At 54.1% G+C, this 13,327-nt stretch carries 13 protein-coding genes; 10 read left to right on the top strand and 3 right to left on the bottom strand.

All coding sequences use genetic code 11. The annotated features are described in order from the left end of the window. The first annotated feature begins 290 nt into the window (after window positions 1–290). From G6L28_RS15180 to G6L28_RS15165, 4 genes are all read left to right on the top strand, one after another. A complete protein-coding gene (locus G6L28_RS15180; protein WP_174064666.1) occupies window positions 291–1,133 on the top strand; it encodes a pectate lyase in 843 nt (280 codons plus the stop codon). A gap of 109 nt (window positions 1,134–1,242) precedes the next feature. Continuing rightward, window positions 1,243–1,707 carry a hypothetical protein gene (locus G6L28_RS15175; RefSeq protein WP_174064665.1) on the top strand — a complete coding sequence of 155 codons (465 nt, stop codon included), beginning with the start codon at window positions 1,243–1,245 and terminating at the stop codon, window positions 1,705–1,707. 40 nt (window positions 1,708–1,747) lie between these two features. Then, window positions 1,748–2,164 (top strand): hypothetical protein, encoded by a 417-nt coding sequence (locus G6L28_RS15170; RefSeq protein WP_174064664.1) that lies wholly within the window; start codon window positions 1,748–1,750, stop codon window positions 2,162–2,164. A 220-nt stretch (window positions 2,165–2,384) separates the two neighbouring features. Next, entirely contained in the window at window positions 2,385–2,558 is a 174-nt protein-coding gene (locus tag G6L28_RS15165) for a hypothetical protein (protein ID WP_174064663.1), read from the top strand. Window positions 2,559–2,704: 146 nt separating this feature from the next. Here the strand turns inward: G6L28_RS15165 and G6L28_RS15160 are convergent, their stop codons facing one another. Beyond that, window positions 2,705–2,944 (bottom strand): hypothetical protein, encoded by a 240-nt coding sequence (locus G6L28_RS15160; protein ID WP_174064662.1) that lies wholly within the window; start codon window positions 2,942–2,944, stop codon window positions 2,705–2,707. Between the two features lie 33 nt (window positions 2,945–2,977). Here G6L28_RS15160 and G6L28_RS15155 point away from each other — a divergent pair, with 33 nt between their 5' ends. The 3 genes from G6L28_RS15155 to G6L28_RS15145 all read left to right on the top strand — a co-directional run bounded on the left by G6L28_RS15155 (window position 2,978) and on the right by G6L28_RS15145 (window position 6,591). Continuing rightward, window positions 2,978–3,622, top strand: a complete 645-nt coding sequence (locus tag G6L28_RS15155; RefSeq protein WP_210265776.1) for a hypothetical protein — start codon at window positions 2,978–2,980, stop codon at window positions 3,620–3,622. Continuing rightward, a complete protein-coding gene (locus tag G6L28_RS15150; protein ID WP_174064660.1) occupies window positions 3,619–5,568 on the top strand; it encodes a flagellar biosynthesis protein FlhA in 1,950 nt (649 codons plus the stop codon). The genes G6L28_RS15155 and G6L28_RS15150 overlap by 4 nt, the downstream gene beginning before the upstream one ends. Window positions 5,569–5,691: 123 nt before the next feature. Next, entirely contained in the window at window positions 5,692–6,591 is a 900-nt protein-coding gene (locus tag G6L28_RS15145) for a hypothetical protein (RefSeq protein WP_174064659.1), read from the top strand. 959 nt (window positions 6,592–7,550) lie between these two features. Here G6L28_RS15145 and katG read toward each other — a convergent pair. Next, window positions 7,551–9,734 carry a catalase/peroxidase HPI gene (gene katG, locus G6L28_RS15140; RefSeq protein ID WP_174064658.1) on the bottom strand — a complete coding sequence of 728 codons (2,184 nt, stop codon included), beginning with the start codon at window positions 9,732–9,734 and terminating at the stop codon, window positions 7,551–7,553. A 336-nt stretch (window positions 9,735–10,070) separates the two neighbouring features. Here katG and G6L28_RS15135 point away from each other — a divergent pair, with 336 nt between their 5' ends. The 3 genes from G6L28_RS15135 (at window position 10,071) to G6L28_RS15125 (ending at window position 12,380) form a co-directional block, all read left to right on the top strand. Then, on the top strand, window positions 10,071–10,844 hold the full coding sequence (locus tag G6L28_RS15135; protein WP_174064657.1) for an amino acid ABC transporter substrate-binding protein: 774 nt from the start codon (window positions 10,071–10,073) through the stop codon (window positions 10,842–10,844). A 103-nt stretch (window positions 10,845–10,947) separates the two neighbouring features. Next, entirely contained in the window at window positions 10,948–11,628 is a 681-nt protein-coding gene (locus G6L28_RS15130) for an ABC transporter permease subunit (RefSeq protein ID WP_174064656.1), read from the top strand. Then, entirely contained in the window at window positions 11,625–12,380 is a 756-nt protein-coding gene (locus G6L28_RS15125) for an amino acid ABC transporter ATP-binding protein (RefSeq protein WP_174064655.1), read from the top strand. The genes G6L28_RS15130 and G6L28_RS15125 overlap by 4 nt, the downstream gene beginning before the upstream one ends. 73 nt (window positions 12,381–12,453) lie before the next feature. Here the strand turns inward: G6L28_RS15125 and rfbA are convergent, their stop codons facing one another. Next, the gene (gene rfbA, locus G6L28_RS15120; protein WP_174064654.1) at window positions 12,454–13,323 is read right to left on the bottom strand and encodes a glucose-1-phosphate thymidylyltransferase RfbA; all 870 of its coding nucleotides are present in this window, start codon (window positions 13,321–13,323) and stop codon (window positions 12,454–12,456) included. Window positions 13,324–13,327 lie beyond the last annotated feature (4 nt).

Here is a 13,327-nt window from a genome sequence, read left to right as displayed (position 1 = left end):
TCTAATGTATCAAGTATGAAAATTGTCGTGACCAAACTTTTAGTGACGGCTAAAAAATATTTAAAAACATATACAGCGGACACAAACTAGAGATTCTTTAAATGCGGGCTAAAGTAATAAATTCGAATATATTACTTAATTTATAAGTAATGGTAAAGCAATTGATAATTTTCCATTGTAAAATCAGAAAATATCTACATCATTTGGTTGAAGAGTTGTGGGTTTGGGCTGCGTCAGTGCTGTCGGAAAACCGACTGTAATCGCGGGATTGGAAATGCGGAGATGCGTGAATGAACCGTATCGATAACAATGATTGCTTCAACCGTATCGGGTCGGAAGACTTGGACTTCTCAAAGTCTCTTTCGGACATCAAGAAAAATTTCGAAAAGCTGATAGAGCTTTTTTCTGGCAACGATGTCCCACGCCGCGAGTCGCCTTTTGAGAATGGTCCGTCTCAGATCAAGAAGTTCGATCCTGAGCAGGAAGGTCCATCCCCGAACCTTTCCCGTCTCCCCGAAACGAGAGCTGGAGATGCAAACACAACACCTGATCTTTCCGGGCGTGGTTCGATCAATGTGGTGAACAAGTCGATCATAGTCGATGGCGGCGTGTTCGACGGTAAAGGTGCAACATTTACCGCTTCTTCGGCATTGGGAGACGGAGGGCAATCAGAATCGCAGCAGCCGATTTTCATTCTGAAAAACGGAGCGACGCTCAAGAACGTCGATCTCGGTGAGAATGGCGCTGACGGTATTCATGTCTACAATGGCGCGACCCTGCAGAACGTCAACTGGCAGGATGTTGGCGAAGACGCGCTGACGGTGAAATCTCCTGGTGACGTGTTCATTGAGGGCGGCTCGGCGCGCGGCGCCTCCGACAAGGTCTTCCAGCTGAATGCCGACACGAAATTTCATGTTTCAAACTTCACGGCGGATGGTTTCCAAACGCTCATCCGCACGAATGGCGGCAAGGAAATCGATGCCGATGTGAGCATTGATGGCGGAAGCTTCGCAAACGGAAACGTTCTCTTCAGGACAGACAGTTCAATTGCTAACGTGCAACTGTCTTCAAACATTTCCAGTGTCAATGTGAAGAACAGCGTTCGGAATGGCGATGACGTTACTCCGCTGTGACCAACTTTTGTCAGGCTGTAATCACGCTCAGATGAAACTTCGTAACCTGTTCTGCTGTCTGGTCTTGTTATTGACGATTCTATCAGGTGCCAGCAGTGCGGCGGCGCGAATGATATCCTATGAGGTGAAAAGCCAGCCGTTGAGTGATGTGCTCGATATCCTGTCAGATCTTTCGGGCATCGCGGTAGCGAAGGTAGGTGTTATTCCCGGTCGGCTCGAAAACTGGAAGGTAAGGGAGGAGGGCATCGGTGTTTTCGAAAAGCTTGCCAAAGATGCCAGCCTATTCATGGCCTATGACGGTTCCAAGGTCATCGTCGCTTCACGCGCGGATGTGCGCACGACTGTAGTGCCGGGTCAGGACTGGGAAACATTTCGAAGCCTGTCTCAATCGCTTTATCCAGTCATGCCTGACGATGCCCTCAGCTACGACGCCAAGACAATGGTCATACTGGTGCGTGGACCACCGTCCTTCACAGGCGCGCTTACTGGCCTTGCGCCGCGCCCGGCGTCCGGGTTGGTGCGCGTCATAAAGGGTGGCAGCATTGAGGACGTGAATACGCAGCCCACTCGCTGAAAAGGTTTCGACCTGCGGTCTATGGTTCAGGGAAGAGTGTATGGATAAGGCAAAAGTAGATTTAGGGATATTGCTGAAAATCCGACAATTGCGGGAGAGCAAGGCTGCACGCAGCCTTTCCACTGCCGATGTGGCGATGAAGAAAGCGCTGCAAGAAGAATTGTCTGCCAAGAATGATGTGACGGCGGCGACGCGGAACCTAAGCGAGGCTCGGCAACGTCACACGCCTGCGGAAGACGTTTACATAACGGGCGTGACGCTGAAAGCGGCAGCAGAAAATCTAGGGTCTTACAAGGCTGCTTTGGTCGATAAGCGGGCGCATCACGAAGATGCGCGGATCGCGGCATCTGAAGCGAAAAAAGCTTACACGGAACGCCTCGAGGAGTTCCGAAAGTGCCAAGTCGCCGTGATAAAAACAGAAGCGACGGCAGAAGCGCTAACGAGGTTTGTCTCGTAGTGTATATTTTTAAGTACATGTAGATTTCTAGATTTATAAAATATTATTTTCGTTTTTATAATTTAACAAATTCGAAAAAATTTATTTTTAGATCATTATTAATTAGTTTTATTTTGAAAATAACGTAATTAACTATTCTTAAACTATGAAGTTGATCTTACTGATTTTTTTAATACATTAAATCTCGTGGTTGAATTCCGTAATCAAAAGGAGAGTTACCATGGCAGTAAGCCCTAGCACCGGTGGCACCGGCTCTTCCGGCGGCATTGATGGCGCAATTGCGTCCTTCAAGGCTGCGCAGGACGAGGCGACAGCCAAGAGCTTGAAGGTGGCGACCGATATCACCAAGATCAACGGTGAAGCGAACGCCATCAAGAAGATCAGCCCAGGCTGATTTTTTGAAAGAGGAAACGGCCTTTGTCGGGCCGTTTCCTACCCTTCTTTATTTCAAGGTACTATGGCGCCGCGATGGGTTTGAATCTCAGAATTTCCGACTATTTCTTCAGGTCAGCCCTTGGAAGCAGGTCGCGTTCTTCAAAGTCAGCCACGCGCCATGCCGTATTGGCCATGTCGAGGGCAGGCAATGTCACTCGCATTGCATTGCAAGATGGGCGGCAAATAATAGGGGGCGGGGCGCAGTGCGATATCGTGGCACTGGGCATGTCGTCCGAGCCCGCGTTCGCTGTCGAAATTTTTCAGAAATCCTCCAGGCGGGCGGCGCGGCTGAATGTTTTGCGCGAGGATGTCTTCCTGCAAAAGATGCCCCTGCCTCATGGACATATAACGTCGCTTTGTTCCGAGCAGATCGTGTCGGTGGATAATATTGAGTTCTGGGTGGAGGGGGTCGACAAACCGTCACCTAAAATCAACCGTCGTAAATCTGCCGCCGCCTGTCTTCTCGCCGTATCGCTGCTGTTGTTGCTGGCGGGGTTGAGCGGAGGTGCCGGAGACGGAGACATGGCGTCCACCCAAAATGGGCAGCGCCTTTTCCGTTCCAGCGATGCGACATCACCTGCCGTTCTCATCGATGAATTGAGAGCGGCGCTACGGATGTCGGGTCTCGCAGTTGGCGTTTCGTGGAACGATCTGGATGGCGCGATCGATATCGGCCAGCCGGGGCAGGGCCTTGCCGTTGGCGCTAAAAGCCAGTTGAGCAATCTCATCGAAGCCTTTTCGCGCCGAAGCGAAGCACCATTGCGGGACAGAACCAGGCTTACATCCGGTGTAGAGCATCTTGTTGCTTCTGTTGCGCTGGAGCCCGTGAAATTCATCGTTGGCACTGATGGGAAACGGTACAGGGAAGGCGATGCAATCGGTGGCGACTGGAAAGTCGAAAGCATCTCCACTGACGTTATTTCCGTCGCACGCGCGGGGCAGCGAGATGATTTCAGCTTGTTCCCTTCTTCGGAGACCAGTTCCATGAGGCTTGCTTCCAACGGGGGCGGGGCTCAGCAATGAGGGCGCTCGGGACGATTGTCGATCTTTTGGCGAAAAGAACGGATCTGCTGTTTGCGGTTTTCTTCCTCGTCGTTGTCTCGATGATGATACTGCCTCTGCCGACCGTGTTGATCGATATGCTCATCGGCTTCAACCTGGCATTTTCTCTCATCATTATTGTAACAGCGATCTATCTGCGGTCATCGCTTGAGCTATCGACTTTTCCGGCCATCATTCTGGTGGGAACGGTATTCAGGCTGGCTTTGACCATCTCGACGACACGTTTGGTACTGGCGGAGGGGGATGCGGGCGCAATCATCAGCGCCTTTGGTTCTTTCGTCGTCGCCGGGAACGTCGTCGTCGGCCTGGTCGTCTTTCTCATCGTCGCTCTGGTTCAGTTTCTCGTGGTGACAAAAGGGGCGGAGCGCGTTGCAGAAGTTGGCGCGCGCTTCACGCTGGATGCGATGCCAGGCAAGCAACTTGCCATCGACAGCGACCTGCGAAACGGTCACATCACAGCCGAGCAGGCGTTGAAGCGGCGTTCGACACTTGAAAAGGAAAGCCAGTTCTTTGGCGCAATGGATGGCGCGATGCGCTTCGTAAAGGGGGATGCCATTGCCGCCCTCGTCGTGGTCGCCGTCAATCTCATCGGCGGTCTTGCGATTGGTATTTTCCAGCGCGGACTAAGTTTTTCCGAAGCGATCCATATCTATTCCCTGCTCTCCATTGGTGATGGGTTGGTCTCGCAAATCCCTTCGATGTTGATGGCAATTGCTGCGGGAACGGTCGTGACGCGCGTTTCCTCGGAGGATTCGCAAAGCCTCGGCGCGGATATAGGTCGGCAGCTTTCGCGTGACCCGCGCGCGCTCGGCATCGCAGGCGCGATGACGGTTGCAATGGGTTTCGTTCCGGGTTTTCCGGGTGGCGTGCTATGGCCACTGGGTATCGGGCTTGGACTTACGGCTTTCATGTTGGCCCGTCCGTTTCTACAAGAAGGTTCTGCTGCCTCACGCGATGCGCAACGCGCAACCCCAGAAGTCGTTTCTTTAGGCACTGCGCTGGATCGTGCGAAGTTTGGCGATCCGATTGTCGCCACCGTGTCCGAAACGACACTTGCCTCCCTTGAACGGGGCGGCTTTGCCTCAATCCTCGAAGGGCAGATCAGATCACTGGCGCGGGTTGTCGGTGTGGCCGTTACCGTTCCCACCTTCAACGCAGATGCCCGGATGGCCGATAATTTGATGCACGTACAGATCGAAAACGTACCTGCGGGAATGATACCGATCCGCGAAGGAGAAGGATTGGAGATGGTCGCGGGAATGCTTCGTCGGCTTGTTCGGCGTCATGTCGGGCCCACTTTCAGCGTCGAGGATGTCACGCAATGGCTGTCCGGGCTTGAAACGAGGTTGGGTGGACTGGCGCGAGATGTTGCCGAAGGCGTTCCTCGCATGTTGATGGTCAATGTAACGAGACGTCTTCTCGATGAAGGTGTGACGCTGTCACAACCACGTGGATTTCTGGAAGTCATGCTGGATTACCAGAAATTTGGCGGTGATGTAGACCTGCTTGCGCAGGAAGCGCGAAAAGCCCTTGGCTCTCAAGTCGCCTACGGTCTTCTCGACCAGCGCGGCGTTGTCTCCAGCATCCCCTTGGGTAGCAACTGGGAAACGGCGGTCGAGGCATTCTTGGACCCCGCTTCCAACACTCAGCGCAAGGATGCCGAAAAACAGATCGCGATGATGGCCAGATCGTTCAATGCGCGTCTGCTCGAGGCAAACGAGCGGGATTATGACCCCGTCGGGCTGGTTGATCCTGATCTTCGGCAACAGTCGCAGCTATTGCTGATCAAACATGGCTGTCGATTGCCTCTTTTGGCACATGACGAGATTCCGCCTGACATTACCTGTCAGATTCTCCAGCAAACCGCTCCTGTCGTTTCAGCGCGAAAGGAGATGGAAACGACGTGAGGATGATCAAGAGGAGGGCCGGTTTCAGGGCGCTGGCGGATTGATCACGCCTTCCGGCTACGGGGTCGGCGTCGGATTATATTTAAACTGACCAATTATGTTTCACAAAGAAGGGCAAGGCATATGGAAAGAGTTGGAGCAGGCAATTTCATCGGTTCTGCGGCAGGAAACCTGTCGCTGGATGATACGAACGGAGCCGGTAGCAAAACGACAGGCAGTATAACAAGCCTCCGGGGGCGTCAGGAATCTCCTTTTGACGGTGGTCCGAAAAGCTTTCTTTCCTCTACTCATCTACGTTCGGTAGACAACACCGGCGAAACCAAGGGGAGCGATAAGGCGCTGCTCGGTGAGGTTCTGGATCTTTTGAAGCAGGTTGTCTCTCTGGTCGAGCAGCTGTTCGCCAACAGGGCGGAAGGCAGTTCCTCCGGTAGTGCAAAACCGGAGGAAGCTGCCGCTGCGCCAACCGAGACGGCTGCAAAACCCGAAGCGTCCAGCACTGCGCCTTCGGGAAGCAATTCCTCAGAAATGCTCGGTGAGGTGCTTGATCTGCTGCAGGCGCTGATCGAGCTACTGGAGAAGAAGTTTGGCGCTGGCAATGATGCCAAGCCGAGCGAAAGCACCAGCAGAGCCGAAGACAGCACCGATCCTTCTTCGTCCAGTGAGGGGGATGTGGTGTCGCAAGTGCTGGAGCTGGTCTCACAGCTCATCGAACTTCTTCAGCAGCGGCTTGGGCCCGGTGATGCTGACCAAGGTTCGGCGGCAGCAACCCAAGAAGACACCGCCGCACAAGCTATTGCCGACATCAAGGACAAGCTCGACGCAATTTCCCAGCAGACCGGAAAGGATAATCAAGTATCCGAAGCGACGTCATCTCAGTCATCTCAGACTGTAGAACCAACAGACGACGCTCCCAAGTCAGGCTCTGTGGACAGCGAAATAATGGCTGAAATCATCAGCATTCTCAGTCGGCTGGTAAGTCTTTTACAGCAGGTCTCCGGCGTACAGACCGAGGCCGCTGAATAAGGCAGAGCATCAGTGAATTTATTCACATAATGGGCCCTGTCACTTGATGCCGTTTCAAACAGCATTGTCCTTGGCGATTACAAGTGATGCCCTGGAACAGATATCTTCTTGAAACATGACGAGGAGCGTGGTGGCACGCTCCTCTATTCTCATAGGGTATAATGCGCTCCAGCTCTTTCTCTCCATTCGAGGAGAAGATTTTCAGAGCCTCGTTCTGAAGCGCAACGGAGTTTAATTGTTGCTTTAACGCATTTCGAAATGCGAACCACTTGGCGATTTCGCTGGAAATCCTTAGTTTGCCGGGCAATTTGTTCCGTTTGCGTTGGTGTTCGCAGTGCCCTGGGTTCCGCCAGGAGGGCAATTGGTGTTGTTTGTATCGCCATTCGGCTGAGCGGGATCGGCACCGTTGGTACCTTGTGTTGTTCCACTTGCGCCTGGCGTTGCCGTGCCGGATCCGCCAGTCCCAGTCCCAGTCCCAGTCCCAGTCCCAGTCCCAGTCCCAGTCCCAGCCCCAGTCTCAGAACTCGCGCCTGCTCCAGAACCACTCGTGCCGCCGCTACCGGAGCCTGATCCACCACTGGAACCCTGCGCTACCGCAAGCGACACAAAGCTCAATGCGAACACTGTACCGAGAAGATACTTTTTCATCTGCTTTCCTCCAAAAGATATTGTTGTTACGAAGCCCGAACAACGGAGGGGCAGGACTGTTCCAATACAGGTTTTAATGAAGGCGAAACGATAGGCATTACCGCCGACACAAGCCTTGGCAGTAGTATGTCACGTATCGTCCGAACATGGAGAATATTGGCTATTTCAGTGTGAGAAGCGAGGTCAGCTCTTTTTGCTTGAATACAACGCCAATGCGCTAACCTCTCCGTTCAGAGCATATTTAAACCGGCGCTTCTAAAGAAAAGGCGCAGCGGGTGCTGCGCCTTTCCCGATGTTCGATAGAACACTGATCAAGCAAGATCGAAGCGATCGGCGTTCATCACCTTGTTCCAGGCGGCCACGAAGTCCTTCAGGAATTTCGCCTTGGCGTCTGAAGCGGCATAGACCTCAGCGAAAGCGCGCAGCTGCGAATGCGAGCCGAAGATCAGATCGACGCGTGTGCCGGTCCACTTCGGTTCGTTCGTCTTGCGGTCGCTGCCCTGATAAACGCCTTGCTGGCCAGCCACCGGCGCCCATACTGTGCCCATGTCGAGCAGGTTGACGAAGAAATCGTTCGTCAGCACCTCCGGGCGCGTGGTGAAGACACCGTGTTCCGGATTACCCACGTTGAGAACACGAAGACCGCCGATAAGGACGGTCATTTCGGGACCGGTAAGCGTCAACAGTTGGGCGCGGTCAACCAAAGCTTCTTCGGCTTTCATGAATTGATGGCGCTTAGTGTTCACGTAGTTGCGGAAACCGTCGGCACGAGGTTCCAGCGGGCCGAAGGAGGCAACGTCCGTCTGCTCCTGGGACGCATCCGCACGGCCAGGCGTGAATGGCACCTTGATATCGTGTCCACCATCCTTTGCGGCTTTCTCGATGCCTGCGGCACCGGCCAGAACGATGAGGTCTGCAAGCGAAATCTTCTTGCCTCCAGTCTGGGCTGTGTTGAACCTCCTCTGTATGTCCTCAAGAGCACTGAGAACTTTCGCAAGCTGTTCCGGCTGGTTTGCTTCCCAGTTTTTCTGTGGCTCGAGGCGGATACGTGCACCGTTGGCACCGCCGCGCTTGTCGGACCCACGGAAGCTTGAGGCAGAAGCCCATGCGGTGGAAACCAGTTCCTGGACGCTCAGACCACTTGCGAGCACTTTCGATTTCAGTTCGGCAATATCCTGATCGTCGATCAAAGGATGATCGACAGCCGGAATGACATCCTGCCAGATCAGGTTTTCAGCGGGAACCTCGGCGCCAAGATAACGGGCTTTCGGACCCATGTCACGGTGCGTCAGCTTGAACCAGGCGCGCGCGAACGCATCCGCGAACTGGTCGGGGTTTTCAAGGAAGCGGCGGGAAATCTTCTCATATTCCGGGTCGAAGCGCAGCGACAGGTCAGTTGTCAGCATGGTCGGCAGCTTCTTTTTTGAAGGGTCGAACGCGTCCGGGATGGAGGCCTCTGCGTTCTTCGCCACCCACTGCTTCGCGCCCGCCGGGCTCGTCGTCAGCTCCCATTCGAAGTTGAAGAGGTTTTCGAAGAAGAAGTTACTCCACTGGGTTGGGGTCTGCGTCCAGGTGACTTCAGGTCCGCCGGTCGTTGCATCCTTGCCGATGCCGGTGCCAAACTTGTTACGCCAACCGAGACCCTGATCCTCCAGTTCGCTTGCTTCCGGGTCGACACCGACCATGGAGGGGTCGCCCGCGCCATGGGTCTTGCCGAAGGTATGGCCACCGGCGATCAGCGCGACCGTCTCTTCGTCGTTCATCGCCATGCGGGCAAAGGTTTCGCGAATATCGCGGGCGGCGGCAACAGGATCGGGATTGCCGTTCGGGCCTTCAGGGTTGACGTAGATGAGACCCATCTGAACCGCGCCCAGCGGCTCGGCAAGCTGGCGTTCGCCGCTGTAGCGTTCATCACCCAGCCAAGTGCCTTCCGGTCCCCAGAACAGTTCTTCTGGCTCCCACACATCGGCTCTACCACCAGCAAAGCCGAAGGTCTTGAACCCCATGGATTCCAGAGCGACATTGCCTGTAAGGATCATCAGATCCGCCCAGGAAATCTTGTTGCCGTATTTCTGCTTGATGGGCCACAACAGGCGGCGTGCCTTGTCCAGATTGGCGTTATCCGGCCAGCTGTTTAGCGGAGCGAAACGCTGCTGGCCCGCACCTGCGCCACCACGACCATCGGTCACGCGATAGGTACCGGCGCTATGCCATGCCATGCGGATGAAGAGGCCGCCGTAATGGCCGAAGTCTGCAGGCCACCATTCCTGACTGTCCGTCATCAGTGCGTGAAGATCGTTCTTGATCGCCTGCAGATCGAGAGTCTTGAATTCTTCAGCGTAATCGAATTCCTTGCCCAGCGGGTCGGAAAGGCCGGAATGCTGGTGAAGCATCTGGATATCCAGCTGGTTTGGCCACCAGTCGCGGTTGGATCGCCCACGGGGCGACGTATGGGCGACAGGACACTTGCTCTCGCTAACATTTGGATTATCCATAACTTTCTCCTCTATACTTCTTGCCTGAAAATTCGCAGGAAACCTGTCAGTCGGAAACGTATTCCAGCATGCTACCACGCGCACATCCTGGCGAAAGGCCAGGAAATCGTGGAGCGCCTGTCTCCTTCCGCACGAGTCATAGCGGAAGCATGTGATAGTTTTAAGTTCGATTTATCGATTGCGCCGATAGGAAAAAGCTATTGATTAGACTTTGAAATCCAACACAGAAAATGAGCAAAATATTCTTTTCAAACGCATCTTTTTGTAAGTTTCTGCCGTTTAAATCGTCAGACTTTATGAGAAGAGAAGTCATCAGAAATACGGAAAGGAAATTCAATGAGCTGGCTCAAGATAATCGCAACCGCCACAGCGCTGCATGCCGTCATGATCGCTCCATCTTTCGCAGGCGAAAACCTTGACCAGATCAAGTCCGCGGGCGTGATAAAAATCGGCACCGAAGGCACGTATGCGCCGTTTACCTTCCACGATGCCGCCAACAAGTTGGTTGGCTTCGATGTGGAAATCGGTGAGGCGGTTGCTGCGAAGCTCGGTGTCAAAGCCGAATTCATCGAAGGCAAGTGGGATGGGCTGATTGCCGGTCTAGACTCCAAGCGATACGATGCGGTTATCAACCAGGTTGGCATTACAGAAGCCCGCAAGCAGAAATACGACTTCTCGGAACCCTATATTGCTTCTAAAGCCGTTCTGATCGTCAGCGAAAAGAACGCTGATATTAAAGGGTTTGAAGACCTCAAAGGCAAAAAGTCGGCACAGTCTCTGACGAGCAATTTTGGCAAGCTGGCGACGGAAGCGCGTGCGGAACTCGTGGGCACGGATGGCTTCGATCAGTCCATCCAGCTCGTCCTGACTGGCCGCGCCGATGCAACGATCAACGACAGCCTGTCCTTCCTTGACTTCAAGAAGAAGCAGCCACAGGCGCCGGTGAAGATCGTCGCTGAAAAACCTGACGCAGATTACTCCGGCATCATCGTGCGCAAGGGCGATGCCGAGCTGGTCGAAGCGATCAACAAGGCTCTGGCCGATATCAAGGTCGATGGAACCTACAAGACGATTTCCGACAAGTATTTCGGCCAGGACGTCTCCAAGTAAGCCATCTTGGCTGTCTATTATCTTTTTGGGAAGTAGGCCATTATAGAACCAGATCGAAAGTCCGGCGGCGACGCCGGGCTTGCTTTTTTATTGAGGGACCGCCGTGCCGCACTGGCTTCAATTGATGATCGACTCGCTACCTACTTTGCTTTGGGCAGGTGTGAAGTTCACCATTCCGCTTACTTTGATGTCCTTCGCATTCGGGTTGATCCTTGGACTGGCAACAGCGGTGGCGAGGCTTTTCGGTCCCACGCCGCTTTCGCTCATTGCGCGCTTCTACGTCTGGGTCATTCGTGGCACGCCATTGCTGGTACAGCTGTTCGTCATCTTCTACGGTCTTCCGAGCATCGGCGTCCTTCTCGATGCTTTTCCGGCAGCTTTGATCGGCTTCACGCTTAATGTGGGAGCCTACACTTCTGAAATCATCCGCGCTGCTATCTCGTCCGTTCCCAAAGGCCAGTGGGAAGCAGCGTTTTCGACCGGCATGAGCTGGAATCAGGCCATGCGACGTACAATCTTGCCTCAGGCGGGAAGAGTGGCTGTGCCGCCGCTCTCCAATACGTTCATCTCGCTGGTGAAGGATACGTCGCTTGCAGCGGCGATTACGGTGCCGGAGTTGTTTCAGTCCGCGCAGCGCATCGTTGCAACCACTTACGAGCCGCTCATACTCTATATCCTCGCAGCGCTCGTCTACCTCGTACTGAGTTCTGTTCTGTCAGCGCTTCAGTCCCGGCTTGAAGTTCGTTTCGCAAGATATGGTGGCATGCTGGAGAACAGCCGATGATCGAATTGTCCAACATCGAAAAGCGTTTCGGCGATGCCGTCATTCTCAAAGACATTTCGCTCACGTTTTCCGAAGGTAGTGTTACCGCGCTGGTCGGCCCTTCTGGCGGCGGGAAAAGTACCCTTCTTCGCTGCATCAACCTTTTGGAGTTGCCCACTGAAGGGACCGTTCGTATTGGAAGCGATGCATTGACCTTCAGGGCCGGGCAAAAGGTATCATGGCAGTCGATTCAAAAAATACGGCGTCAGACGGGCATGGTGTTTCAGAACTTTCAGCTGTTTCCTCACCGCACTGCAATTGAGAACGTGATGGAAGGCCTGTTGGTGGTGCAAAAGTGGTCACGCGAGAAAGCCCGCGAGAGGGCGATGGAACTCTTGACCAAGGTCGGCATGGAGCACAAGGCGGACGCATGGCCTGCGAATCTTTCCGGAGGACAGCAGCAACGTGTCGCAATTGCCCGGGCGCTGGCGCCGTCGCCTAAAGTTCTTTTATGCGACGAGCCAACCTCGGCACTTGACCCGGAACTGTCGGCAGAAGTGGTGGAGGTGTTGGGGCAATTGGCGCGGGAAGGCACCACAATGGTCATGGCAACCCACGATTTGAGGCTTGCATCGCGAATTGCCAATCTGGTTGTTTTTCTGGAAGCTGGAAAACTCGTTGAAACGGGCAGTGCGGAAAACATCTTCCGCGCCCCAGCAAATGAGCGGACCCGCCGCTTCGTATCTTCAATCAACGCGGCACAAACACTTTGATGCATGGAGCCTGAGATAGGTGTCATGCGACGTGCCTCAAACCTTGGCTTTGGTTTGAGGCACGAGAAGCCAGTTAGCTGTTCAGAACTTTTTCGCGGAGATAAACTCCGTAGGCGCTTTTACCGTACTCTTCACCAAGACGGCGCAGCTCGTCGGCATCTATGAACGCCATGCGATATGCGACCTCTTCCGGGCAGGCGATCTTGAAGCCCTGACGCCGCTCGAGCGTGGCAACGAATTCGGATGCTTCGAGGAGGCTGTCCGGCATTCCGGTGTCCAGCCATGCATAGCCGCGACCCATCATCTCTACGCTCAGTTTCCCGCGCTCAAGATAGATGCTGTTGACATCTGTGATCTCAAGCTCACCCCTGGCGGAGGGCTTGAGATTGGCAGCGATATCGACGACGTCCTTGTCGTAGAAATAAAGACCGGTAACCGCCCAGTTCGAGCGCGGCTTTTGAGGTTTCTCTTCGATGGAGATCGCTTTTTGCGTCTTGTCGAACTCCACCACGCCGTAACGCTCGGGGTCGTTGACATGATACGCGAAAACCGTTGCTCCATTCGGGCGCTCTATCGCGCTCTTGAACAGGTCGGTGATGCCGTGGCCGTAGAAGATATTGTCACCCAGGATGAGGCAGGACGAGTCACCCGCCACAAAATCCGCACCGATGATGTACGCCTGTGCCAGGCCATCTGGAGAAGGCTGTTCGGCGTAGGAAAGAGATATTCCCCATTTTGAACCATCACCGAGCAATGCCTGAAAACTTGGAAGATCGCGCGGCGTAGAGATGATCAGGATGTCGCGAATTCCGGCCAGCATCAGCGTTGACAGCGGATAATAGATCATCGGCTTGTCGTATATAGGAAGAAGCTGTTTCGATGTTACCAGTGTCAGGGGGTGCAGACGTGTTCCGCTTCCGCCAGCAAGTATGATGCCCTTCATGACC

The sequence above is a fragment of the Agrobacterium larrymoorei genome (genome assembly GCF_013322225.1).
GTDB lineage: Bacteria > Pseudomonadota > Alphaproteobacteria > Rhizobiales > Rhizobiaceae > Agrobacterium > Agrobacterium larrymoorei_A.
The sequence above is the reverse complement of the archived record's forward strand: the minus strand, read 5'-3'. Positions and strand labels throughout refer to the sequence as shown.

What these genes read in the sequence shown, in the direction of transcription:
- G6L28_RS15145 (WP_174064659.1), top strand. Translation starts at nt 5,692, where the DNA reads ATGGAAAGAGTTGGAGCAGGCAATTTCATCGGTTCTGCGGCAGGAAAC.
- G6L28_RS15160 (WP_174064662.1), bottom strand. Translation starts at nt 2,944, where the DNA reads ATGTCCATGAGGCAGGGGCATCTTTTGCAGGAAGACATCCTCGCGCAA.
- G6L28_RS15175 (WP_174064665.1), top strand. Translation starts at nt 1,243, where the DNA reads ATGATATCCTATGAGGTGAAAAGCCAGCCGTTGAGTGATGTGCTCGAT.
- G6L28_RS15135 (WP_174064657.1), top strand. Translation starts at nt 10,071, where the DNA reads ATGAGCTGGCTCAAGATAATCGCAACCGCCACAGCGCTGCATGCCGTC.
- G6L28_RS15165 (WP_174064663.1), top strand. Translation starts at nt 2,385, where the DNA reads ATGGCAGTAAGCCCTAGCACCGGTGGCACCGGCTCTTCCGGCGGCATT.
- katG (WP_174064658.1), bottom strand. Translation starts at nt 9,734, where the DNA reads ATGGATAATCCAAATGTTAGCGAGAGCAAGTGTCCTGTCGCCCATACG.
- G6L28_RS15170 (WP_174064664.1), top strand. Translation starts at nt 1,748, where the DNA reads ATGGATAAGGCAAAAGTAGATTTAGGGATATTGCTGAAAATCCGACAA.
- G6L28_RS15125 (WP_174064655.1), top strand. Translation starts at nt 11,625, where the DNA reads ATGATCGAATTGTCCAACATCGAAAAGCGTTTCGGCGATGCCGTCATT.
- G6L28_RS15180 (WP_174064666.1), top strand. Translation starts at nt 291, where the DNA reads ATGAACCGTATCGATAACAATGATTGCTTCAACCGTATCGGGTCGGAA.
- rfbA (WP_174064654.1), bottom strand. Translation starts at nt 13,323, where the DNA reads ATGAAGGGCATCATACTTGCTGGCGGAAGCGGAACACGTCTGCACCCC.
- G6L28_RS15150 (WP_174064660.1), top strand. Translation starts at nt 3,619, where the DNA reads ATGAGGGCGCTCGGGACGATTGTCGATCTTTTGGCGAAAAGAACGGAT.